Origin of the sequence: Pseudomonas sp. PD9R (assembly GCF_019200975.1) — a bacterium.
Taxonomy (GTDB): domain Bacteria; phylum Pseudomonadota; class Gammaproteobacteria; order Pseudomonadales; family Pseudomonadaceae; genus Aquipseudomonas.
Window position 1 is genome coordinate 203599 of the sequence record NZ_JAHTMR010000012.1, and the last position, 23440, is coordinate 227038.

The following is a 23440-nucleotide window of genomic DNA, read 5'->3' on the forward strand; positions in this document are numbered from 1 at the left end:
GGGCATATGCTCGCTTGTTGGAGATCACATGACAAGTACGGACAGGAATAACCTGCCCGTTCCCGTCACAAACCGCTGGCCGTTTCCTGGCAGAGTTGAGTGGCGAGCATGCCCAGCGTCATCAAGGCACGCTCGGCTTCACGGTTCCAGGGGATTCCGCAGTTCAGGCGGATGCAATGATTGAATTGCTCGGTGTTACTGAAAATCAGACCCGGCGCGATACTGATGCCCTGCTGCAACGCACGCACATGCAGTTCCTGGGTATTGACCCGGCCTGGCAGACTCACCCATAAAATGAAACCACCGGTTGGCCGTGTCATCTGCGTGCCTTCGGGGAAGTACTGCTGCACCGCCAATTGGAAAGCGCTGAGATTTTTGCGGTACTCCTGGCGGATGTAACGCAAATGACGATCGTACCCTCCATTTTCCAGATAGGCGGCAATGCCCATCTGCGTGACGCTGCAGGCGGAATGAGTACTGAAGGTCTGCAAACGCTGGATTTCCTGCTGGTATTTGCCGGCAATCATCCAGCCGATCCGCACACCCGGCGACAGGGTCTTGGAAAAGCTTGAGCAATAGATCACTCGATCCAATCGGTCATAGGCCTTGAGCGATTTGGTACGGCCCTGCTCAAACATCAACTCGCCGTAGATATCGTCCTCGACAATCTGGATATCGAAGTCCGACGCCAGGCGCAGCAGCTGTTTCTGCCGCTCTTCGGGCATGGTGCCGCCCAATGGATTGCTCAGGCGAGTGGTCAGCACCAGTGCCTTGATCGACCACTGATTGGCCGCCAGTTGCAGGGCTTCGAGGCTCATACCGGTGGACGGATCGCTGGGAATTTCAATGACCTTGAGGCCCAACAGATCGGCCAATTGCAACAAACCATAGTAGGTCGGCGACTCGGCAGCGATCAGGTCGCCCGGCCGGGTCAGCACACGCAAGGACATTTGCAAGGCATCGACGCAGCCGTGGGTGATCACCACTTCCGAAGGATCGACCACCACGCCAGCATCGCGCATGCGGATCGCCACTTGTCGGCGCAACGGTTCAAAACCGGGGCTGAACATGTAGCTGAACGCCCGAGGGCTATGAAAACGGGTGACTTTGGCCAGTTGCTGATGCAGCGCTCGCACCGGCAGATAGTCGACGCTCGGCACTGCGGCGCCCAAAGGGAACACGCCTTCACGGCGGGACTCGACCAATACCTGCTGAATAATGCTGCTGCGAGTGACCAGGCCTGGACGCTCAACCCGGGCAATGTCTGGCGTCGGCGCTGTCAGGGCCGGCGTCTGGTGCACGTAGTAACCCGACTGCGGACGGGCTCGGATCAGGCCCTGATCCTCAAGATTGGCATACGCCTGCAACACCGTCGCATGACTGACATTGAGCTGCGAACTCATCTTGCGCACCGAAGGCACGCGCTCCCCCGGTTGATAGACACCACGACGGATGTCTTCGGCCAGTTGCTGAGCAATACGTTGGTAGAGCAAGAGATTGGTCATGACGCAGCACTCGATTTCACAGGCATTTTATTCTTGTGTGAAACAATACCGGAACAGTTTAGAAGTGTACGGGGACAGTTGCCACAATAGTCGACCGTACAGTGCAGTGTCAGCAAAAACTGTACTGTTTCGTTAACTGATCGGCAGGCGTAAAAAAACCCGGCGCTGACGGGCAGGCCGAGTTGGGCTGGGCTTCCATGTAGGAGCTGTCGAGTGAAACGAGGCTGCGATCTTTTGATTTGGTTTTTTCAAGACAAGATCAAGAGATCGCAGCCTCGTTTCACTCGACAGCTCCTACAGGGTTTTTGCAGGGTTTCTACCGGGTGGCGCCGAGCTGGCCTTTTTCGTCCGAGAACACAATTTCTACCCGACGGTTCTGCGCACGGCCACGCTCGGAAGCGTTCACGTCCACAGGGTATTCATCACCGTAGCCTTCAACCTGGATGCGTTTATCGTCGATGCCCAGGTCGATCAAAACGTCAGCCACCGATTGCGCACGGTCGCGGGACAGTTGGAGGTTGTCCTGCTTGCCGCCGGTGCTGTCGGTGTAACCCTCGATCCGCACCACGCGCTTGGGATTGAGTTGCAGGAACTGGACGATTTTCAGCACCACGCGATTGGCCGAGTTTTTCAGCTCCGCTTCACCCGTATCGAACAGCACATCGCCCAAGGTCATCACCAAACCACGGTCGGTCTGAGTGGTAGCCAGCGCAACGATCTGCTCTTCAAGCCACTTGCCCTGCTGTTGCACGCTGAGCAACTTGGATTCGCGCAAGGCCAGTTGCAGGCGCTGACGCTCCAGTTCGAGCTTCGCCGCGCGCTCTTCGTTAAGCACCTGATTGGTGTGTTCCCGGGCAATTTCGCTGTAGCGCTGGCTCAGATAGGCGTACTGGAGCACATCCGAGCCGCTGCCCCAGTAGCTGGACAAGCGATCGGCACGAGCCAGGGACTCTCCGGCGCGAATCACGTCCTTGGGGGCAATACGCAGCACGTTGGAGTCTTCCTTGACCTTCTGGAAATCAGCGCTGGCCTGCTGCAACGCTGCTTCGCTGTGCTGACCTGCGCAACCATAAAGGCTCGCACAACCCGCCAGGATCAAACCGCCGAGGGCCTTGGTCTTGAGGCTCATTGGGCATCTCCCACTTGCTTGCGTAGACGGGCGATGCGGGTATTGAGCACGTTCAACTGCTCTTCGCTCTTGAGGGTCAAGACCCGGGCTTCAGCCAGACGCGCGTCCAGCTCGGCCTGTTCGGCGCGCATGCGTGCGTTCTTGAAGGATTGGTCAGCCATGTTGCCCTTGGCCCGGTTGTACTTGTCTTCGGCCAGTTTCATTTCCGGTACTTCGTCAGCAGTGGCGCCGACAGCCTTGGCTTGTTCCAGTGCCTGTGCGGTCAGGCGCATTTGTTCATTCGGCGCCGGATCGGCTGCACAACCCGCCAGAGCCAGAAGGGCCAGGGCAGCGAAAAGAGGTCGAATACTCACTAAAAATCCCTACTGTTTTGGGGTACTGACAGGTTGCTTCTGCCGTTGAGAAAGTTGAGCATTCCAGCGCTCAATATTGCGCAACAGCGCAGCCTCCGTCAGTCCGGACGCGGGCAATTCTGTCATCTTTTTGGCCAACTGTCCGCGCAACCACGGATCGTTGCATGCGGAGTTGTGAGAAACCGCCAGAAACAGTCCCGGTTTGTCTACGGGTTGTACGCGGGCGATCAGATCGTTAGCCATGCCCAGCGTCTGCGCCATTGCCGTGCCCGAGTAACGTCCCGCCAGGACGAATTCCACCTCACCCAAGAGCAATTTCTGAAAGGCCTGGGTCAAGTTGGCTGTACGCGTGAGGGTCAATTGCTGCTCGCCAAACGTGCCGAATCCCGACGTTAATCGAGACTTTTCCGACACCGCGCCGGGATGCCCGTGCAGGTCCTGCGCATCGTTGTAGACCAGTGATGAATCCTTGCGGGTCCAGACCAGGTAATCGTTTTCCAGCAACGCCGGGTGAATGTAGTCCAGGGATTCGAGTTCGCTGACCGTCAGCACAGCGTCGGCCAGCATATCCATGCGCCCGCTGCGCACTTCGTCCAGGGCTTGAGCGCGGTTGCCGGCGTAAAGTATTTCGACCTTGATCCCTAACTGCCCCGCCACTTGTTGCAATAGATCGGCACTGGCGCCGATCAGGTGCTTGGGATTTTGCGGGTCCTGCCACAGATAGGGTGGTGCGTCCGGGCTCCCGGTCACTACCAGGCGATCACACTTGCCCGCGGCGAGGGACAGTGCCGGCAATACCGCCAGCCCCAGCAACATTGACCAGTCATATACGCGGCGCAGATCCATGGCAATACACTCCACTCATTTCCGGTTACATCCCCTGTAGGAGCTGTCGAGTGAAACGAGGCTGCGATTTTTTGATCTTGCCTTAAAAATACAAAGTCAAAAGATCGCAGCCTCGTTTCACTCGACAGCTCCTACAGAAGAGCAAAAAAAAGCCCGACCAAAAGGTCGGGCTCTTTATAAGTCAAGACGCTGGATTAGACCAGTTTCTCAAACTCAGGGATTGCTTCGAACAGGTCCGCCACCAGGCCGTAATCGGCCACCTGGAAGATCGGCGCTTCTTCGTCCTTGTTGATCGCAACGATCACTTTGGAGTCTTTCATGCCGGCCAGGTGCTGGATCGCGCCGGAGATACCGACCGCGATGTACAGCTGTGGAGCAACGATCTTGCCGGTCTGACCGACCTGCATGTCGTTGGGTACGAAACCTGCGTCGACCGCAGCGCGGGAAGCGCCGACAGCAGCGCCCAGCTTGTCAGCCAGAGCGTACAGGTGCTTGAAGTTGTCGCCGTTCTGCATGCCACGGCCGCCGGAAACGACGATCTTGGCAGCGGTCAGTTCCGGACGATCGGACTTGGCCAGCTCTTCGCCAACGAAGCTGGAGGTGCCAGCGTCATGAGCTGCAGCAACGACTTCAACGGCCGCCGAACCACCTTCAGCGGCAACCGGGTCGAAACCGGTGGCGCGCACAGTGATCACTTTCACTGCAGCGTTCGATTGAACGGTAGCGATAGCATTGCCGGCGTAGATCGGACGCTTGAAGGTGTCAGCGCTTTCTACCGAGATGATCTCGGAGATCTGGTCAACGTCCAGTGCAGCGGCAACGCGCGGCAGGATGTTTTTGCCGTTGGAGGTGGCGGCAGCCAGGATGTGGCTGTAACCCTTGCCCAATTCAGCAACCAGAGGCGCGACGTTTTCCGGCAGTTGGTGAGCGTAGGCAGCGTTGTCGGCCACCAGCACTTTAGCCACGCCGGCGATTTTCGCAGCGGCTTCCGCCACGGCGCCAACGCCTTGACCGGCAACCAGAACGTGGATGTCACCACCGATTTTAGCGGCAGCAGCCACGGTATTCAGTGTGGCCGGGGCCACTACTTTGTTGTCGTGTTCAGCGATTACCAAGATAGTCATGATTAGATTACCTTCGCTTCGTTTTTCAGTTTCTCGACCAATTCAGCCACCGACTTGACCTTGATACCCGCGCTGCGTGCAGCTGGCGCTTCGACTTTCACGGTCTTGTTGGTGGAGGCGGTGGAAACGCCCAAAGCGTCCGGAGTCAGCACTTCGAGAGGCTTCTTCTTGGCTTTCATGATGTTTGGCAGAGACGCGTAGCGCGGCTCGTTCAAACGCAGGTCGGTGGTGACGATGGCCGGCAGCTTCAGGGAAACTGTCTGCGCGCCGCCGTCGACTTCGCGAGTCACGGCAACGCTGTCGCCACTGATTTCGACTTTGGACGCGAATGTGCCCTGACCGTAACCGCTCAATGCCGCGAGCATCTGGCCAGTCTGGTTGTTGTCGCTGTCGATGGCTTGTTTGCCAAGGATCACCAGCTGAGGCTGTTCCTTGTCGACAACAGCTTTCAACAGTTTGGCAACGGCCAGGGAAGTCAGATCTTCAGCGGATTCGACGAGGATGGCGCGGTCGGCACCCAGAGCCAGCGCGGTGCGCAGTTGCTCTTGAGCGGTGGACGGGCCTACGGAGACGACGACGATTTCAGTCGCAACACCTTTCTCTTTCAGGCGTACGGCTTCTTCCACGGCGATTTCGCAGAACGGGTTCATCGACATCTTGACGTTGGCAAGATCGACGCCGGAATTGTCCGCCTTGACGCGAACCTTGACGTTGTAATCAACAACGCGTTTGACAGCTACAAGAACCTTCATGGATTCCTCGTTACTCTCCGGTGAAAAGAAAGTCGCCTAGGCGAACCTGGCGGTTGATGCTCATCGGGCGCAAGGGCACCTCTAAAAACGCCGGCAAAGTGTCAAGTGACCATCGCTCACGATGCTCATGACCGTTCGTCAGTAGTGACCAACGAGTCATTCAATATCGCGACGTGTAAACTGCGCGCCAAACCTGCACTGCGCATCACCTTGCATTGCCATCGCCCTGTCTTTAGAGGTGCTCTTGAAACCAACAGTCAGCCTACGGCGAGCGCAAAACCGCCCGTATCTTGACCGGAACACCTATTCCGGTCAATACGGAAAAATAGCCGTTCATAAGCCGCGTGACTTTGATTTCTCTGGCTTTGAGCCAATTCAAACAAACGTTTGTATTGGACCCTGAGAGTGGTGTAGATATAATGCGCCACCCAGAGAGAAAGGTCGGTCATTGATTATTACCTTCAGCGTTTGCCTCAAGGAAATAACGAATGCGACATCAAACCTCCAATTAGAAAAAAAACTGTTGAGCCTTGAGTAGGAGATAACCTGTGGAACGCGAATACATGGAATTCGACGTGGTCATCGTCGGTGCCGGCCCCGCTGGTCTTTCCGCTGCCTGCCGATTGAAGCAGAAGGCCGCCGAAGCCGGTAAGGAAATCAGCGTCTGCGTGGTCGAAAAAGGCTCCGAAGTCGGTGCTCACATCTTGTCCGGTGCCGTGTTCGAACCACGCGCCCTGAACGAATTGTTCCCGGACTGGAAAGAACTCGGCGCGCCGCTGAACACGCCAGTCACCCGCGACGACATCTTCGTTCTGAAAAACGCAGACAGCGCGCAAAAAATTCCTGACCTATTTGTGCCCAAGACCATGCACAACGAAGGCAACTACATCATCTCGCTGGGCAACCTGTGCCGCTGGCTGGCCCAACAGGCCGAGAACCTGGGCGTGGAAATCTACCCGGGCTTCGCCGCTCAGGAAGCGCTGATCGACGAGAACGGCGTGGTTCGCGGGATCATCACCGGCGACCTGGGCGTTGACCGCGAAGGTCACCCGAAAGAAGGCCTGTACACCCCTGGCATGGAACTGCGTGGCAAATACACGCTGTTCGCCGAAGGTTGCCGTGGCCACATCGGCAAGCAACTGATCAAGCGCTTCAATCTCGACAGTGATGCCGACGCGCAGCACTACGGCATCGGCCTGAAAGAAATCTGGGAAATCGATCCAGCCAAGCATCAGCCAGGCCTGGTGGTTCACACCGCCGGTTGGCCGCTGGACATCATGGGCACCGAGAACACCGGTGGCTCGTTCCTCTATCACCTGGAAAACAATCAGGTGGTAGTCGGTCTGATCGTTGATTTGTCCTACAGCAACACTTACTTGTCGCCGTTCGATGAGTTCCAGCGCCTCAAGCATCACCCGGTACTGAAGCAGTACCTGGAAGGCGGCAAGCGCATCAGCTATGGCGCTCGCGCCATCTGCAAGGGTGGCCTGAACTCGCTGCCGAAAATGGTCTTCAAGGGCGGCGCGCTGATCGGTTGCGATCTCGGCACCCTGAACTTCGCCAAGATCAAGGGCAGCCACACCGCGATGAAGTCCGGCATGCTCGCCGCTGAATCGGTGGCTGACGCACTGTTCGCTGAAAAGGACGGCACCGAAGAGCTGACCACTTACGTCAATGCCTTCAAGAAGAGCTGGCTCTACGACGAACTGTTCGCCAGCCGTAACTTTGGCCCGGCGATCCACAAGTTCGGCGCCATCGTCGGTGGTGGTTTCAACTGGCTGGACCAGAACATCTTCGGCGGCAAACTGCCGTTCACCCTGCACGACACCAAGCCGGATTACGCTTGCCTGAAGCTGGCGGCCGACTGCAAGAAGATCGACTACCCGAAACCGGACGGCAAGCTCAGCTTCGACAAATTGAGCTCGGTGTTCATCTCCGGTACCAACCATGAAGAAGAACAGCCGTGCCACCTGAAGCTGACCGATCCAAGCATCCCGATCAGCAAGAACCTGCCGTTGTACGATGAGCCTGCTCAGCGTTACTGCCCGGCTGGTGTGTACGAAGTGATTACCAAGGAAGACGGCGAGAAGCGCTTCCAGATCAATGCCCAGAACTGCGTTCACTGCAAGACCTGTGACATCAAGGACCCTTCGCAGAACATCACCTGGGTGACGCCGGAAGGCGCTGGCGGCCCGACTTACCCGAACATGTAAGCCGAACGCCTAAACAACGAGGCTCCCGAATGGGGGCCTTTTTGTTGCCTGAAATTCATGACCTGACACTGATTTCCTGTAGGAGCCAAGCTTGCTCGCGATAGCGGTGTGCCAGACGACAACAATGACGAATGATAAACCGCCATCGCGAGCAAGCTCGGCTCTTACAGAGTTTGTGTTTAAACCTTCAGGCCCAGCTCCGCCGACAACCGCGCTGTCACCCCTTTGATCAACGGGATCAGCTCGGCCATTTTCTCCAGCGGCATGTACGGCACGGTACTGGCGATGCTGATACCCGCCACTATGCGCTTGCTGGCATCACGAATCGGCGCCGCCACACAACGAATTGACGGTTCGTTGTCTTCCAGGTCGAAGGCATAACCACCGGCCACGTACTCGACCATGCGCTGTTCAAACTGCTCCCAGGACTGCTCCGGGTGCTGCGGCCAAAACAGGTTTTTCCCACCCGCCGGCAGGCTGACTTCGTACAACCGCTGCCACTCTTGCGGCGTGTCATCAAGCATCAGCGCCTTGCCGATCCCGGTGCGTGCCAGCGGCATGCGATGACCAACCCGCGAACGCATTTCCGGGCCATTGCGCCCCGGATTCTTGTGCAGGTACAGGACCTCGTCACCTTCACGGATCGCCAGGTGAATGGTGTCACCGGTCAACGCCGACAACTCATCCAAATATGGCCCAGCCAGGGTCACCAGTGGCAACTCCTCACGCGCCTGGAACCCCAGTTCGATCAGCTTCGGCCCCAACAGATAACCGACTTGCGGCACCACCCGCAGATAGCGCTCGTCCACCAGGCAACTGGCCAGACGATGGGTGGTGCTGCGCGTGGTGCCGATCAACCGGGCGATTTCCTTGAGATCGCGAGCGCCGCTGGCCACGGCCTGAACCACACCCAGACCGCGAAGCAGTGTCTGGGTGCCGGTCGGCGCAGCGTCCTTGGCGATTTTTGGGGCGTCTTCCTGCATATCCAGCCTTTACCGTTGAGCGAGTGAACGGGCGGCATTATGGTCGTCCGATGGCTGCTACTACAACTCGATACGCTCGACCTTGCCCACCAGCAAGATGTAGGAAAGTGCCCCCATCAACGCCAGAACCGAGATATAGGTAATCGCTGGAGCAAACGAATCGCCCGTGGCGAGGAAACCGATGACAATCGGCGTGGCGATAGCCGACAGGTTGCCGATGAAGTTGAACACCCCGCCGGTCAATCCCAACAACCGCGCTGGCGCCAGGGTCGACACCAACGACCAGGTGATGGAAGCGAGGCCATTACCGAAGAACGCCAATGCGAGGAAGGCAATCACCAACGGCGTGGATTCGACGAAGTTAGCACCAATGATCGAAGTGGAAATCAGCAGGCCACTGATGATTGGCAGCTTGCGAGCGAAACCTACCGTGTAGCCGCGACGGATCAAAAAGTCCGAGAAAAACCCCGAACACAGCACACCAATGAACGCGGCGAGAAACGGCAGCGACGCCAACAGGCCGGACTTGATGAAGTCCATGCCACGGTATTTCACCAGGTAGGTCGGGAACCAGGTCAGGAAAAACCACAGCGTCGAGTTGAGGCAGAACTGGCCGAGGTAGATGCCCCAGAGTTTGCGTTTGCTCAGGACAATCCCCAGGTCGGTCCAGCTGAACTTGGCTTTGACTTTGGCTTGCTCGGCCTGAATATCCACCAACCCGCCGCCTTCGCGGATCAGGTCGATTTCAGCTTCGTTGGCGCCTTTGAAATCCCGTGGTTCGCGATACACCGCGTACCAGATCACCGCCCAGAGAATGCCCACCGCGCCGGTAGCGACGAATACCATGTGCCAACCGAATTCGTGCTGAAGCCAGGCCAGAACCGGCGTCAAAAATGCAAGACCGACAAATTGCCCAGAGGTATAGAAACCAATGGCCGTGGCGCGCTCACGCTCGGGAAACCAGGTGGTTACTACACGGCTGTTGATTGGATACGCCGGCGCTTCGAGAGCGCCCACCGCCATGCGCAACACGAACAACGCGATAAAACTGGCGGCGAAGCCGAGCATCACCGTGGCCACCGACCACAACAGCAATGCGACGCTGTAGAGAATTCGCGGCGGAACCCGGTCCACCAGCCAGCCGCCGGGGATCTGCATGGCGGCGTAGGTCCAGCCGAACGCGGAGAAGATCAGCCCGACGTGAATCGGATCGATGCCCAGGTCGCTGGTCAACGCCGGGGCGGCGATCGACAGGTTGCTGCGGTCCAGGTAGTTGATCACCACGGTGATGAACAGCAGGACCATGATGAAAAACCGCTTGCGGCTCGGCGTCACCAACGACGCCTGCCCGGTGAGGGTTTGCGGTTGCATGAGGAGTGCCTCTTATTATGTTTATTGAGGTCGTTCTGAAGATTGACACTTAACCCTTGTGGGAGTGAGCCTGCTCGCGATAGCGGTGGGTCATTCAGCATTAATGGCGACTGACACACCTTCGCGAGCAGGCTCGCTCCTACAGGGAATGGTGGTGAATCAAACAACACTCACCACTCGGCAAAACTGCCATCGGCATGACGCCAGATCGGGTTGCGCCAGCGGTGGCCGACCGCTGCGCGTTCGATCACGTATTCCTCGTTGATCTCGATGCCCAGGCCCGGGCCATTCGGGATCTTTACGAAGCCTTTGTCGTAGTCGAACACCCGCGGATCTTTAACGTAGTCCAGCAGGTCGTTGCTCTCGTTGTAGTGAATGCCGAGACTCTGCTCCTGGATGAACGCGTTGTAGCAAACCGCGTCCAGTTGCAGGCAAGCCGCCAGCGCAATCGGGCCCAACGGGCAATGCAGCGCCAGCGCCACGTCGTAGGCTTCGGCCATGTTGGCGATCTTGCGGGTTTCGGTGATACCGCCAGCGTGGGACGCATCGGGCTGGATGATGTCGACATAACCTTCGCTGAGCACGCGCTTGAAATCCCACCGCGAGAACAAACGCTCGCCCAGGGCAATCGGCGTGCTGGTCAGCGGCGCCAGTTCCTTCAGCGCTTCGTAGTTTTCGCTGAGCACCGGCTCTTCAATGAACATCAGTTTGTACGGGTCGAGTTCCTTCATCAGCACCTTGGCCATCGGCTTGTGCACCCGGCCATGAAAGTCCACACCGATGCCGACGTTCGGGCCTACTGCGTCACGCACCGCCGCGACGTTGGCCAGGGCCAGATCGACTTTCTCGAAGGTATCGAGGAACTGCAGCTCTTCGGTGCCGTTCATTTTCACTGCGGTAAAGCCGCGCGAGACCGCTTCTTTTGCCGCGCGCGCGGTGTCCGCCGGACGGTCGCCGCCGATCCACGAATACACACGAATCTTGTCCCGCACCTGACCGCCCAGCAGATCGCTGACCGACACACCCAGCGCCTTGCCCTTGATGTCCCACAATGCCTGATCGATACCGGCCAGGGCGCTCATGTGGATTGCGCCACCACGGTAAAAGCCGCCGCGATAGAGCACGGTCCAGATGTCTTCGATGTTGCGTGGGTCTTTGCCGATCAGGTAGTCGGACAATTCTTCAACGGCGGCGGCAACGGTGTGGGCGCGACCTTCAACCACGGGCTCGCCCCACCCGGTTACACCTTCGTCGGTTTCGACTTTGAGGAAGCACCAGCGTGGCGGAACGATGAAGGTGGTCAGTTTGGTGATTTTCATCTGTTTGTCTCTCTTGTTAGACGTAGCGCTCGCAGCGCCAAAAAAGTCTTAGCGAAGGGCTTTCCAGGCAGCGACGTAAGCCTTGGCATTGGCCGCCACTTGCTCGGGTGTCATGCCCGGCTTGAACAGACCGGAACCGAGGCCGAAGCCTTTTACGCCGGCATCGATAAACACCTGCATGTTGTCCGGAGTGATCCCGCCAACCGGCGCGAGGATGGTCCCGGCAGGCAACACGGCGAGCCAGGCTTTGACGACCGCCGGGCCCATCTGCTCGGCCGGGAACATCTTCAGCACATCCGCGCCTTCGGCCAGTGCCGCGAAGGCTTCGGTCGGTGTGGCGACACCCGGCGACAGATACAAACCGGCCGCCTTTGCCGCACGCAGCACTTTGGGATCGCTGTGGGGCATGACGATCACCTGGCCGCCCGCCGCTTTCACTTGCTCGACCTGTTCCGGTGTCAGCACCGTGCCGGCACCGATCAGGCAATCAGCGGGCAAGGTATTGCGCAAGATGCGGATACTTTCGTACGGCTCGGGGGAATTAAGCGGCACTTCGATGACGCGAAATCCGGCGGCATACAGGACTTCACCGATGGCGGCTGCTTCCTGTGGACGCAGGCCGCGCAGGATCGCGATCAGACCGTTTTGCGCCAGTGCTTGTTTGAGCATGTCATAGCTCCAGTCAGGTTTAACGGGATAGGTTGGGCGTGACCAGACCGGCGGCCAGCGCCAGTTGCCACAACCCGCGTTCGGTGGCCTGTTCGGCCAGGGTTACCCTGGCAAAACCGCAGGCGTCGAGGGCGCGGCTGTAACGCGTGCAGAGCTGGGAATTGCCGATCAGGATGATCGAAGGCAGATGCACGCTGTTGCGCCGACGCCGCTGAACATTGGCAAGGGCCGACAGTTCATGGCCGATCAGCAGGCCAGACAGATAATCCGGTTGCGCGCTGGCGCTCAGTTCACCGGTCAAGCCAAGGCTGCGGGCGCTGAACAACGTCGACAGCGGCCCGATTTCACCGTCCGCCGACAACGCCACCTGCACGCCGCGATCAAAGGCCTCGCCATCGTACGAGCTACCGCGCTGTTGAGTGCGCCCCAAAATGCTGTGTTCGCTGAGCACGGCGAAGACTTCGCCGGTCATGAAGGTATCGAAATGGACGATGCAGCCATCGACCACTTCCACCCATTTCGAATGGCTGCCGGGCAGGCCGATCAGCACATCAGCGCCCGCCTCGCCCGACAGGTTTTGCAGCACACCGAGTACCTGGGTTTCTTCGCCGCGCATCACGTTCGGCAAATGCGAACGCTGAATCACACCCGGCACGATGTGCACATCGACACCGCGAAGACTGCGTACGGTTTGTAGGGAAGTTCCGAGATTGGCGACGTTTGCCGGTGTATCGCAGTAGGCCGCTTCGCGCCACCCCTGGGCACTACCGACCATGCCACAGGCAATCACCGGCAAATCCGGCTGGGCGTCGAGCCAGTCACCGCAGGCTTCATCGAAAGCCAGTTCAAAACCGTTGGAGCATGCCTGGCCGCCGATAATTCGCGGCGCCTTGGGCAACTGCATGATCCCCGACGACAGCGAACGCTGTTCGAGCACATGGCCACCCGCGGCAAGTTTGTAAGCACGTAATGAGGTTGTCCCCCAATCCAGCGCGATCAGTTGCGCCTGCATCGCTTCACCTGTTCTGTTTTTTGGCAGTGAGTGAGCTGGACTATAAACCCTGATGCGGAAAAATCTCAATATATAAATATCACTCCCATATATTGGGACATGAACAAAAAAAGATCGCAGCCTTCGGCAACTCCTACAGGGAACATAAATCCTGTGTAGGAGCTGCCGCAGGCTGCGATCTTTTAGGGTCGATTAATTACCTTGGGCAAACTCGCGCAACACCTTCCCATCCATCCGATACCGAACCCACTCTTCCTGCGGTTGTGCGCCCAAAGATTTGTAGAACTCAATGGCCGGCGTATTCCACTCCAGTACGCTCCATTCGAAACGCCCGCAATCATTGGCGCAGGCGATTTTCGCCAAGTGGCGCAACAAGGTTTTGCCCGCACCGCCGCCGCGCTGTTCCGGGGTGATGTAGAGGTCTTCTAGGTACAGGCAGTTGCTGCCCAGCCATGTGGAATAGCTGAAAAAGAAAACGGCAAAGCCAATCGGCAAGCCATCACGCAGGCAGATCAGGCCGTGGGCGGTGGCGCCTTCGCTGAACAGGCTGCGCTCGATGTCGGCGACGCTGGCGATGACTTCATGGCGCGCACGTTCGTAATCGGCCAGTTCAGTGATGAATGCGAGTATTTGCGGGGCATCACTGGGGGTCGCCGGGCGGATTTCGATCGTCATGGACGTGCCTTGTCAGAAGAGGAAAACGCCATACTAAGTCGGCAAGCGGCCTGTGGCGAGGGAGCTTGCTCCCGCTGGCTGCGAAGCAGCCCCCAGTTGCCGCCCTTCTTTTCTCCTGAAGGAACGCGTTACCTATTTCCGGGGCTGCTTCGCAACCAGCGGGAGCAAGCTCTCTCGCCACAAAAACGCCATACTCCGGTCGGTACTAACCCTCGCATCGCGAACCTCGGACCTAACATTGCCGCCTGGCGTGGTAGATAAATGCCCTGCGTATTTATCAGGTCAAGGAACCGCGTCATGTCTACCGCAACACCGCCCGTCTCCAGTAAGTTGTTCGGCCTGTTTTGCCTGGCCAGCTACTTGCTCTCGTTGTCCTACGGTTCGACCTTTTTGCTGTCGCTGCTGATTGGTTCACGCGGGGGTAACGAGCACGATGCCGGCAGCGTGATTTCGGCGGCGATGCTCAGCACCTTTGCCGCGGTGCTCATGTCAGGTCACTTGTCCGATTTGCTGGGCGCGGCCCGCTCGGTCGCGCTGTTCGGCATCTTGCTGGTCGCCGCCAGCCTCGGCTTCGCACTGACACCGGGCTTCGGCCATCTTCTTCTGTTTTTCGGGCTGCTGCTGGGGTTGGGCTGGGGGGTGTTCTACACCTTGGGCCCGATCATCGTTGCAAGTCTGGTAACCCCTGCGCAACGTGCCAAATACTTTGCCTTGTTGTCCGGTAGCATGATGACCGGGATCGGCAGTGGCCCACTGCTGGGGCGCGCCGCGAGTGCGCTCGGTTATCCAGTGACGGCGGCGTTTTATCTCGCCGCGCTGGCCAGCCTGATCGGTGTTTTGCTGTTCTGGCGGCTGGATAAACACCTGAAAGAAGCTTCGGTGCAATCGACTGCCGTATCGCGAATTTCCTGGCGGGCAGCGTCACAAGTGCTGTCGTCCAGGGCGGTATTCCCGATCATCATGGTTGGCCTGGGCGGTTGTGTTTTCGGCGGACTGTCGAGCTTCCAGACGAGTTACGCCGCGCTGCACTCGCTCGACTACTCGCTGTTTTTCCTCGGCTTCATGAGTGCTGCCATCAGCAGCCGCATGCTGATCGCGGGCATCGTGGTCAAGCGCGACCCACTGCGGGCGTCTTGTCTGTTGTCAGGTTTGATGATGGGCTCGATCCTGATGTTCGGCTTCGTGGTCGACAGCAGTTTCAGCTACGTGCTCGCCGCAGTGATGCTCGGGGTGGGTTATGGACTGACCTATTCAGTGATCAACGGCCTGGCGGCCAATGAGGCGCCGAGCGGTACCACCGCGCAATCGTTGCTGTTGTTCAGCCTCTCTTACTTCATCGGCGTGTTCGGCTTTCCATTACTGGCCGGCAAAATCATCGTCGAACACGGCATGGCCGCACTGTTGCTTACGGTACTGGCCGTCGCCCTCCTCAACTGGCTGATCACCGGGGGCCGGTTGATCTGGCGCCGAGCGAATCGGGCAAAGGCCTTGCAACGGGCGTAAGCCGTTCGTCGCCTGTCAGGCACCCATCCAGAGCAAGGGCGGACTAATCAGGTAGGGACTCTATTTATTGGAGACGACACCATGAGCCTGTCCAGGTTGACCGCCCTCGCCCTCACGACGTTGCTGTCCACTGCCGCGTTCGCCGGGACCATCGGTTCGAGCACCGGCCCCACCAATCCAGTGGAAAAACCCATCGCCCCGGCCATTCAGAGCGCCCCCGTCATCAACATCAATGGCACGGGAACCGACAGCCGTCTGCCACCCTCTACCGGCACCGATCCACGGACTCAGGGCAACGATGCAGGACGCCAGGGCGGGTTGAATCTACCGGACACGAAAACGCCGCCCAGCGGTGGACTGGGCTCGACTACCACTGACAGTTCAGGTGCAAAAGGCGGCATCAGCCAATAGGTGGCAATACTTCTGAAACCAGGAGAAATCCCATGCCTCGGGGAAGCAAAACCAAATACACCGCCGAGCAGAAACGCAAGGCAGAACACATCGAAGACAGTTACGAAAGCAAAGGTGTGTCCAAGGGCGAGGCCGAAGCGCGAGCTTGGGCGACGGTGAACAAACAGTCGGGCGGTGGTGAGAAATCCGGCGGTTCAGGACAGAAAAAACCAGCGAGCGCCAAATCGGAGGATCGCAAGGAGTCGTCACGGCGCGCGGTGGCCAGCCGTGAAGGTCATTCGCGTAACAGCAGGGCTTCGCGGGATACCCAGACCGTCGACAGTTTGAGGAAAGAGGCTCGGGCGAAAAATATTTCCGGGCGTTCGACGATGCGCAAGCAGGAGTTGATTGAGGCGCTGCGAAAGGCGAGTTAGGGCCAGCTCATGTGTTGAATTTGATGACCCCTTCGCGGGCAAGCCAGCTCCCACAGGAGTCAATGGCGTTCACAAATCATGTGTCCACCATCCAACCTGTGGGAGTGGGCTTGCCCGCGATGAGGACCGATCAGGCGCTGAAATTCCTGCTGATCAACGCATCCACCTCCGCCGTCCTCGGCGAAGTCGCCGGGCCCCACCGAGTGACTGCCAACGCCGCAGCCGCATTGGCCCGGCGCGCCGCATCAAACGCCGTCAAGCCCTGCGCCAGCCCCGCCACAAACACCCCTGCATGCGCATCGCCAGCGCCATTGCTGTCCACTGCATCGACCTTGAAACCCGGCACATGCTGCCGCTCAGAACCCTGATTGATCCAGCACCCTTGCGGCCCATCACGCACCACCATCAACACCTTGGCGGGCAAGTGTTCAACCAGGCGATCCAGCGCCCCGGCAATGTCCGATGCCCCGGTAAATCGCAGTGCCTCGACCGCGTTGCTGGTCCACAGATCAATGCGCGGCAATAACGCCTGCATCAACGGCGCATCCGGCGAGTTCACCAACGGCCCCGGATCGAACACCACGTTGACTTCGCCCGGTAACGCCAGCACCCAATCCACCAGCGCCTGAGCCTTGCCGACATGCAGCAGGCTGTAACCGCTGACGTAGGCATAATCCCCCGCCTCGACCGACACGCTCGCCAGGTCTTCGGCAGTCAGCTCGCCCTCAGCGCCGATGTAGGACACAAAACTGCGCTCGGCCGAAGCATCGGTAATAGCGACACATAACCCGGTATCGCGCTCGGCGCGGTGAGCGATGCCGATCTGGATGCCTTCCACGCGCATCGCCTCGCGGGCCAGGTCACCAAAACGTCCGGTGCCATGACGCCCCAGATAGACCACCGACAACCCATTACGCTGGGCGGCGGCCATCACGTTGAAGCCGCCACCGGCTTCGAAACTGGCGGACTGCGCCAGCACGTCACCACCCGCTTGCGGCAATTTATCCACAGCCATGACCAGATCGATGATGACCTGGCCGGTGTGCAACAGTTTAGGCATGAGCATTCTCGGTCAAGGCAGCGCGACGATCCTTCGCCCCGCCGAGTACGAAGTACAGGCCACCGGCGACCACAAAGGTCACGATCCAGCCAAGGCCGTTATGCCCCAGCCACGAGTCGGACAGGAAGCCTTTGAACCACACGTTTTCGGCCGTGGTGCCGATGGTGGTGAAGCTGAAACCCAATACGATGGCAATGGCCCAGGCCCCGAACGCACGCCATTCGACGCCGCCGCGATACCAATAGGCGCTGCTCGGGCTGACGTCCAGCAGATCCTTGGGGCTGTAATAGTGACGGTGAATCAGGTCGACCACGAAGATCCCGACCCACGCGGTGATCGGCACCGCGAGCAGGGAAATGAAGGTGATGAACGGGCCGTAGAAACTGTCCGCGATCAGCATGAAATAGATCGAACCGGCGAAGATCGCGACGATATCCACCACCACGGCGTAGACGCGCTTGACCTTCAGGCCAAGGGTCAGCGTAGTCAAACCAGCGGAGTACACCGACAGGTTGTTCGACAGCAGCAGGCCGCCGAACGCCGTGATCAGGTAGGGCACGGCCATCCAGGTCGGCAGCATGTCGCGGATCGCGATGATCGGATCGGTGGCCTGGGCCAGGTCATTGTTACCCACCGACAACAGGCCGCCGAGGGTGATCAACAGCACCAGCGGAATCCCCGCACCGAACGCCGCCGACGCCACCAGACGCACGGCTTTGACGCTGCGATGCTGATAACGCGACATGTCGGCACCAGCGTTGGCCCAACCAATGCCAGTACCGGCAGCCATGGTGCCGACGCCGATGATCATCGCGCTCAATGGCGCAGGTGTGGCGTTGAATACCGCGCTCCAGTCGATGGTGGCGCAGAGGAAGCCGCCGACCAGAATGTTCAGGGCGCCGAATACATAGGTCGCCCACTTCTGGATCACCAGTAACGTGGCGTGACCGAGGCCGGACACGGACAAGGTGAGCAGCACGAAAATCGCGATGAACAACAGCGTCAGCACAGGGGCGCTTTTGGCCTCAACCGGAGAGCCGAACAGGATCGAGCACAGCGACAGCAGTACAAACGCGGCGGTTGTGGTGTTGACGGTTTCCCAGCCCAGACGCGACATCAGCGAGACCAGGGTCGGGCCGATATTGCCGCGTACGCCGAAGATGGCGCGGGACAGGGTCAGGCTTGGCGCACGGCCACGCCGACCGGCGATGGAGATGATCCCGACCACCGCAAAGGAACCAGCGGCACCGAGAATCGCGACGATGATCGCTTGCCAGATCGCCAACCCGCGAAACGCCACGAGTGTCGCGCCGAGAGGCAGGCCGAGGATGGAAATGTTGGCAGCGAACCAGACCCAGAACAGTTGCAACGGATGGCCGTTGCACTCGGCTTCCGGTACCGGTTCGATGCCACGGGTTTCCAGTTGCCCGACGCTTTGCCCGGTGTTTGATGAACTCATGAAAAATGCTCCTGTTGCCATTTTTGTGGTTGTGGGCAATTCAGATAATTGGCAGCCCGCGATACTCATCGATCGCCGCCCCCCCCACGATGTCGTGAAGGTAAAAGGTCTATGTAGGAGCTTCCTCAGCGCAGGGAGAGGAGCCCTTTCACAAGGGGTTCCAACTCCAGACCATTGACGGCTTTAACCGTGTCGATCATCTCGGCAGGCCAACTCTCAAGGCCCAGGCAGGCCCCAAGCATCGCACCGAGAATCGCGGCGATGGTGTCCGTGTCGCCGCCCAGGCTGGCAGCCATGCACAGCGCTTCGAAGGCATTCATTTCGCCGACCGCCACTTGCTGGGCCAGCGCGAACGAGACCACCACCGACTCCTGTGACGCCACCGAAGTGCCGATCACGTCGTACATCAAATCGGCCAACATTGCCTTGTCGCTATCGACACTGATAGTCCGCGCCCAACTGATGCGTGAAGCAATGCGTCCGCCGGCGACCCAGTGGCCATGACTTTCAGCTTGCTGAGCGATTTGCTGGCCGAGGGTCAGCGCTTCGCCCAGATCGACGCCATTGATCCCGGCCGAAACCACCGCCGCCACCGCCGCCGCGCTTGAGATCCCGAGCGTGGTGTTGTGGGTGACCTGGCAAGCCTGTACCACGGCGTCGATGAAACGCTCAGGATTGGCAACGTTCGCCGCAATTCCTACGGGAGTGATGCGCATCGCCGCGCCATTGGTGGTGCCGTAGCGCCCCGCTTCTTCCGGCGAATGACCGGCGAGAATCATCTCGATCGCACGCTTGGTCGAAGGGCCGAGCAAATCCTGCGAGCCCTTGGCCTGCATCTCGGCCTCCCATTCGATCAACCGCTGGGCGAGCAGCTCCGGTTCTATGCGGCCCTTGCCATCGATCAACAACTGGCCAACCAGGATCGCCTGTTCGGTGTCGTCGGTGATCGAGCCCTTGGGCATGTTGGCGGCAATGGGTTGATGCGGGCCGGCATCCTGCAGATCAGTAATTTCACCGAAGCGCGCCTTGATCTCGGCGCGGCTCAGGGATTGGGTCGGCATACCCAGCGCATCGCCCAGGGCCAAGCCATAAAACGCGCCCAAGGCACGATCAAGCACAGTCATTTCGACGTTCCAAATTGCAGGTGCAGACGGAAATGTACCGGGTCGAGCAGGCTTTCCACCTGTTCCATGAAACGGTTCTGTCGGTCATAAGTGGTGCGCAACGCCTTGAGGAAAACCGTGCCGACCGGACGTCCCAGCAGCTCAGCGTCTTCGGCGCTCAGCGGTTCGGCACCGATCCATTGATCGCCGCGCTCACCGATATAACCGTAGGCGGCCAGCGTGATGGTCAGGGAGTTGTCGATCAGACCGACGCGCGGCAGGCTTTCCAGGCCTCCGGTGGCGGGCATCAATGAGCGTTCGAGGGAGACCAGCGTGCCGTTGTTGTCACGACGACGACGGTCCAGAGTGATGAATTGGTCGGTGCCGAAACGCGACAGCAGGTCAGGACGGGTGACCGCCTCCAGCCGCAGCACTTCGGTATTGACCAGCGCCCCGCTGTCGGCCAGGGCTTGTGCCCAGCCGCTGCGTTGATCGAGCACCACACCGTCGAACGTGACGATGGAGCCGACCCCGCTTTGCGTGGCGATGTAGTTACGCCGTTTCAACTCGGCCAGGGCTTCACGTAAAGTACCTCGGCTGACTTTGAATTCTTGAGCCAACTGATGCTCGCCCGGCAACTGAAAACCGTCCTCCAGGAGGCCGCTTTCAATGCGCCGGATGAGTTCGTCGACCACCCGTTGTTTCTTGTCAAATCGTACCTGTCTAATCATGTACAAATTGATAACCGAAACGGGCCGCGGCAGGCAAGGAATATTTAAGGGAGATGACGGAAGGATGCGATTGTTCGCGATAACAAGGTGAATCAGGTACACCGCCATCGCGGGCAAGCCACGCTCCCACAGGTCAGGTGTCGTGCACGAATTATGCAATCGACATGTAATCCGAGGGAGCGTGGCTTGCCCGCGATGGCGTCCGTGAGATCAGCCTAAGTGTCAGCGTTGTTTGAGGCGGTCGATGACCACGGCCAACAGCAGAATCGAACCGCGAATCACGTACTGATAAAACGTGTCGATGTTCTTCAGGTTCATCGCGTTCTCGATGATCGCCAGAATCAGCACACCGGCAATCACGTGCCGAATCATCCCGATCCCGCCGCTGAGCGAAACGCCGCCCAGCACGCATGCCGAGATCACTGTCAGCTCAAAGCCCTGCCCGATCATCGGCTGGCCCGAGGTCATGCGCGATGCGAGGATCACCCCGGCCAATGCACCGATTACACCGTGCACGGCGAAGATGATGATCTTGGTCCGATCAACGTTCACACCCGCCAGCAGCGCCGCTTCCTGATTGCCGCCGATGGCCATGGTATTGCGGCCATAGGTGGTGTAATTGAGCAGCCAGCCGAAGAACAGGAAGCAGACGATGGTAATCAGAATCGGCACCGGCACGCCGAACAGCTGGCCGTTACCGAACACAAAGAATTGCTCCTGAGACACGCCTACCGCTTTGCCGTTGGCGAAAATGTAGGCCAAGCCGCGTACGATCTGCATGGTCGCCAGCGTGGTGATCAACGCATTGACCCGCAGCTTGGCAATCACGATCCCGTTGATCAGGCCGACGATCAGCCCCATCACCAGCGCCGCACAAACACCCAGAAACACGCTATTGGTGTCGCGCATCACCACCGCCGCAACCACCCCGGCGCAGGCAATCACCGAGCCCACCGACAAGTCAAAATGCCCGGACGCGAGGCAATACAACATGGTGCACGCGGCGATTCCGGTGGTGGAAATCGCCAGGCCCAGGCCGCGCATGTTCAGCGGCGAAAGGAAGTTGTCGATCATCAGGGTGCAAAGCACGAAGATCCCGACGGCTGCCAGCAGCATCACCCAGTCATCGAGAAAGCGCCGCAGGTCCAGAGGTTTGCGCTGGGTTGGCAGGGCATTGTTTTGGGTTGTCATCATAGTTACCTCTCAGTTCGCCACGCCGTCAGCGCGTTGGCGCGGCAAAGCCAGTTGCAGCAGGTTGGATTCGTTGGCCTGTTCGCGGCTCAGTTCGCCGCGCAGGGCGCCTTCGCACAGCACCAGGATGCGGTCGGAAATACCCATCACTTCCATCAGGTCGCTGGACACCACGATCACCGAAATACCGTCGGCGGCCAGGTTGTGGATGATCTGGTAGATCTCGGCCTTGGCACCGATGTCGATGCCGCGCGTGGGCTCGTCGAGCAGCAGGACCTTCATCGGCATCGACAGCCAGCGACCGAGAATGGCCTTCTGCTGATTGCCGCCGGACAGGTACATGATTTTCTGCGCCGCGTTAGGCGTCTTCACTTTCAGCGCTTTGATCTGTTTGTCGGCGTTGCCCTTTTCCCACAGACCACGCAACAGGCAACCGAAGGTGGAATGGGCGCCGCGTGCACTGATGTTGATGTTCTCGGCAACACTGGAGAGCGGCATGATGCCCTCCTTTTTGCGGTCTTCCGGGCACAGCAGAATCCCGGCTGCGATGGCGTCGCGGGGAGAACGCAGTTTCAACTCATGGCCGCGCAGTTCAAGGCGCCCGGCAGTGTTGCGTTCCAGGCCGCTGAGCATGCGAAACAGCTCCGTGCGACCGGCACCGACCAAACCGAACAGCCCGAGAATTTCGCCTTTGTGCGCCTCGAAACTCACCGGCTCGCGCAGGCCTGGGCCGAGCAGCCCGTCGACTTTCAACGCCACCGCGCCACGCGGACGAGAGCGATAATCGTAGATGTCCTGGATGTCGCGACCGACCATGCACGTGACCAGTTGATCGTGGGTCAGTTCGCTCATGTCTTCGAAGGTGCGCACGTAGCGACCGTCCTTGAACACGGTCACGGCGTTGCAGATGCGGAACACTTCTTCCATGCGGTGGGAGACGTACAGCACCACTTTGCCCTCATCGCGCAGGCGACCGATGATCGCCATCAAGCGATCGATCTCCCGCGCCGAAAGACTGCTGGTGGGCTCGTCAAACGCAATCACATGAGCACCACGGGACAAGGCCTTGGCGATTTCCACCAGTTGTCGTTGACCCAGGGACAGGCGCCCGACTTTCTCCTGCGGGTCGATTTCGTCGGCCAGGCCCTTGAGGCAGGCCAGCGCTTGCTGGCGCAACGTGCCGCGATTGATCAGGCCAAAACGGGCCGGCAGGTGACCGAGAAACAGGTTTTCCGCCACGGTCATTTCCGGCACCAGATGCAACTCTTGGTGAATGACCGCGACACCGCTGGCGATGCTGTCAGCGGTGGACTTGAACGCCATCGTCTGCTCGCCGATCTGCAGGTCGCCGCTGCTCGGGGTGTAAGCGCCACCGAGGATCTTCAACAGCGTCGATTTGCCGGCGCCGTTCTCGCCCATCAAGGCATGAACCTGCCCCGGATAAGCAACAAAGCTGATGCCATCCAGCGCCTTCACCCCGGGAAAGGTCTTGCCGATCCCGTTGAAGCGCAAGCTGCCAGCAGTATGTTGTTGTACTTGTGTTTGCGCGTGCATAACCACCTCATCACACCGATCAGGCAACCCCGTTGCCGGGGCTGCCGATGAAATCAACCAGCCT

Annotated in this window: 22 protein-coding genes; 4 read left to right on the forward strand and 18 right to left on the reverse strand. The window is 59.1% G+C overall.

The window, feature by feature from the left end:
- Positions 1–65: 65 nt before the first annotated feature.
- The 6 genes from KUF73_RS22285 to KUF73_RS22310 form a co-directional block, all read right to left on the reverse strand.
- Positions 66–1505, reverse strand: a complete 1440-nt coding sequence (locus tag KUF73_RS22285; RefSeq protein WP_218440175.1) for a PLP-dependent aminotransferase family protein — start codon at positions 1503–1505, stop codon at positions 66–68.
- Between the two features lie 316 nt (positions 1506–1821).
- Positions 1822–2634 carry an OmpA family protein gene (locus KUF73_RS22290; protein WP_218440176.1) on the reverse strand — a complete coding sequence of 271 codons (813 nt, stop codon included), beginning with the start codon at positions 2632–2634 and terminating at the stop codon, positions 1822–1824.
- The gene (locus tag KUF73_RS22295) at positions 2631–2987 is read right to left on the reverse strand and encodes a DUF4398 domain-containing protein (RefSeq protein ID WP_218440177.1); all 357 of its coding nucleotides are present in this window, start codon (positions 2985–2987) and stop codon (positions 2631–2633) included. Before KUF73_RS22295 ends, KUF73_RS22290 begins: the two co-directional genes overlap by 4 nt.
- A 9-nt stretch (positions 2988–2996) precedes the next feature.
- A complete protein-coding gene (locus KUF73_RS22300) occupies positions 2997–3833 on the reverse strand; it encodes an ABC transporter substrate-binding protein (RefSeq protein ID WP_218440178.1) in 837 nt (278 codons plus the stop codon).
- A 194-nt stretch (positions 3834–4027) separates the two neighbouring features.
- Entirely contained in the window at positions 4028–4957 is a 930-nt protein-coding gene (locus KUF73_RS22305) for an electron transfer flavoprotein subunit alpha/FixB family protein (RefSeq protein WP_218440179.1), read from the reverse strand.
- Between the two features lie 2 nt (positions 4958–4959).
- A complete protein-coding gene (locus tag KUF73_RS22310) occupies positions 4960–5709 on the reverse strand; it encodes an electron transfer flavoprotein subunit beta/FixA family protein (RefSeq protein WP_007945693.1) in 750 nt (249 codons plus the stop codon).
- Positions 5710–6257: 548 nt separating this feature from the next.
- Between KUF73_RS22310 and KUF73_RS22315 the strand changes: the two genes are divergently transcribed.
- The gene (locus KUF73_RS22315) at positions 6258–7922 is read left to right on the forward strand and encodes an electron transfer flavoprotein-ubiquinone oxidoreductase (protein WP_218440180.1); all 1665 of its coding nucleotides are present in this window, start codon (positions 6258–6260) and stop codon (positions 7920–7922) included.
- Between the two features lie 179 nt (positions 7923–8101).
- On the opposite strand, the gene KUF73_RS22320 is transcribed toward KUF73_RS22315, so the two are convergent.
- The 6 genes from KUF73_RS22320 to KUF73_RS22345 form a co-directional block, all read right to left on the reverse strand.
- On the reverse strand, positions 8102–8905 hold the full coding sequence (locus KUF73_RS22320; RefSeq protein ID WP_218440181.1) for an IclR family transcriptional regulator: 804 nt from the start codon (positions 8903–8905) through the stop codon (positions 8102–8104).
- A 60-nt stretch (positions 8906–8965) separates the two neighbouring features.
- Positions 8966–10276 carry an MFS transporter gene (locus KUF73_RS22325; RefSeq protein WP_218440182.1) on the reverse strand — a complete coding sequence of 437 codons (1311 nt, stop codon included), beginning with the start codon at positions 10274–10276 and terminating at the stop codon, positions 8966–8968.
- Between the two features lie 170 nt (positions 10277–10446).
- Entirely contained in the window at positions 10447–11595 is a 1149-nt protein-coding gene (dgoD, locus tag KUF73_RS22330) for a galactonate dehydratase (RefSeq protein WP_008085519.1), read from the reverse strand.
- A gap of 48 nt (positions 11596–11643) precedes the next feature.
- Complete coding sequence (locus tag KUF73_RS22335) at positions 11644–12264, reverse strand: 2-dehydro-3-deoxy-6-phosphogalactonate aldolase (protein WP_218440183.1); 621 nt, start codon at positions 12262–12264, stop codon at positions 11644–11646.
- A gap of 19 nt (positions 12265–12283) precedes the next feature.
- Positions 12284–13276, reverse strand: coding sequence for a 2-dehydro-3-deoxygalactonokinase (locus KUF73_RS22340; protein ID WP_218440184.1), 993 nt, complete (start codon positions 13274–13276; stop codon positions 12284–12286).
- 192 nt (positions 13277–13468) lie between these two features.
- Positions 13469–13951 carry a GNAT family N-acetyltransferase gene (locus tag KUF73_RS22345; protein WP_218440185.1) on the reverse strand — a complete coding sequence of 161 codons (483 nt, stop codon included), beginning with the start codon at positions 13949–13951 and terminating at the stop codon, positions 13469–13471.
- Between the two features lie 297 nt (positions 13952–14248).
- Here KUF73_RS22345 and KUF73_RS22350 point away from each other — a divergent pair, with 297 nt between their 5' ends.
- From KUF73_RS22350 to KUF73_RS22360, 3 genes are all read left to right on the forward strand, one after another.
- The gene (locus KUF73_RS22350) at positions 14249–15454 is read left to right on the forward strand and encodes an MFS transporter (RefSeq protein ID WP_218440186.1); all 1206 of its coding nucleotides are present in this window, start codon (positions 14249–14251) and stop codon (positions 15452–15454) included.
- Positions 15455–15535: 81 nt separating this feature from the next.
- Positions 15536–15865 (forward strand): hypothetical protein, encoded by a 330-nt coding sequence (locus tag KUF73_RS22355; protein ID WP_218440187.1) that lies wholly within the window; start codon positions 15536–15538, stop codon positions 15863–15865.
- Between the two features lie 32 nt (positions 15866–15897).
- Positions 15898–16278: a Rho termination factor N-terminal domain-containing protein gene (locus tag KUF73_RS22360; protein ID WP_218440188.1), complete on the forward strand. Its 381-nt coding sequence runs from the start codon at positions 15898–15900 to the stop codon at positions 16276–16278.
- Between the two features lie 130 nt (positions 16279–16408).
- On the opposite strand, the gene KUF73_RS22365 is transcribed toward KUF73_RS22360, so the two are convergent.
- From KUF73_RS22365 to araG, 6 genes are all read right to left on the reverse strand, one after another.
- Positions 16409–17338, reverse strand: a complete 930-nt coding sequence (locus tag KUF73_RS22365; RefSeq protein ID WP_218440189.1) for a PfkB family carbohydrate kinase — start codon at positions 17336–17338, stop codon at positions 16409–16411.
- On the reverse strand, positions 17331–18797 hold the full coding sequence (locus KUF73_RS22370; RefSeq protein WP_218440190.1) for a cytosine permease: 1467 nt from the start codon (positions 18795–18797) through the stop codon (positions 17331–17333). The genes KUF73_RS22365 and KUF73_RS22370 overlap by 8 nt, the downstream gene beginning before the upstream one ends.
- A 125-nt stretch (positions 18798–18922) precedes the next feature.
- Positions 18923–19921 (reverse strand): ADP-ribosylglycohydrolase family protein, encoded by a 999-nt coding sequence (locus KUF73_RS22375; RefSeq protein ID WP_218440191.1) that lies wholly within the window; start codon positions 19919–19921, stop codon positions 18923–18925.
- Positions 19918–20631, reverse strand: a complete 714-nt coding sequence (locus KUF73_RS22380) for a GntR family transcriptional regulator (protein ID WP_218440192.1) — start codon at positions 20629–20631, stop codon at positions 19918–19920. The genes KUF73_RS22375 and KUF73_RS22380 overlap by 4 nt, the downstream gene beginning before the upstream one ends.
- 222 nt (positions 20632–20853) lie before the next feature.
- On the reverse strand, positions 20854–21822 hold the full coding sequence (gene araH, locus KUF73_RS22385; RefSeq protein WP_218440193.1) for an L-arabinose ABC transporter permease AraH: 969 nt from the start codon (positions 21820–21822) through the stop codon (positions 20854–20856).
- Positions 21823–21834: 12 nt separating this feature from the next.
- On the reverse strand, positions 21835–23376 hold the full coding sequence (gene araG / locus KUF73_RS22390) for an L-arabinose ABC transporter ATP-binding protein AraG (protein WP_218440194.1): 1542 nt from the start codon (positions 23374–23376) through the stop codon (positions 21835–21837).
- Positions 23377–23440: the final 64 nt, after the last annotated feature.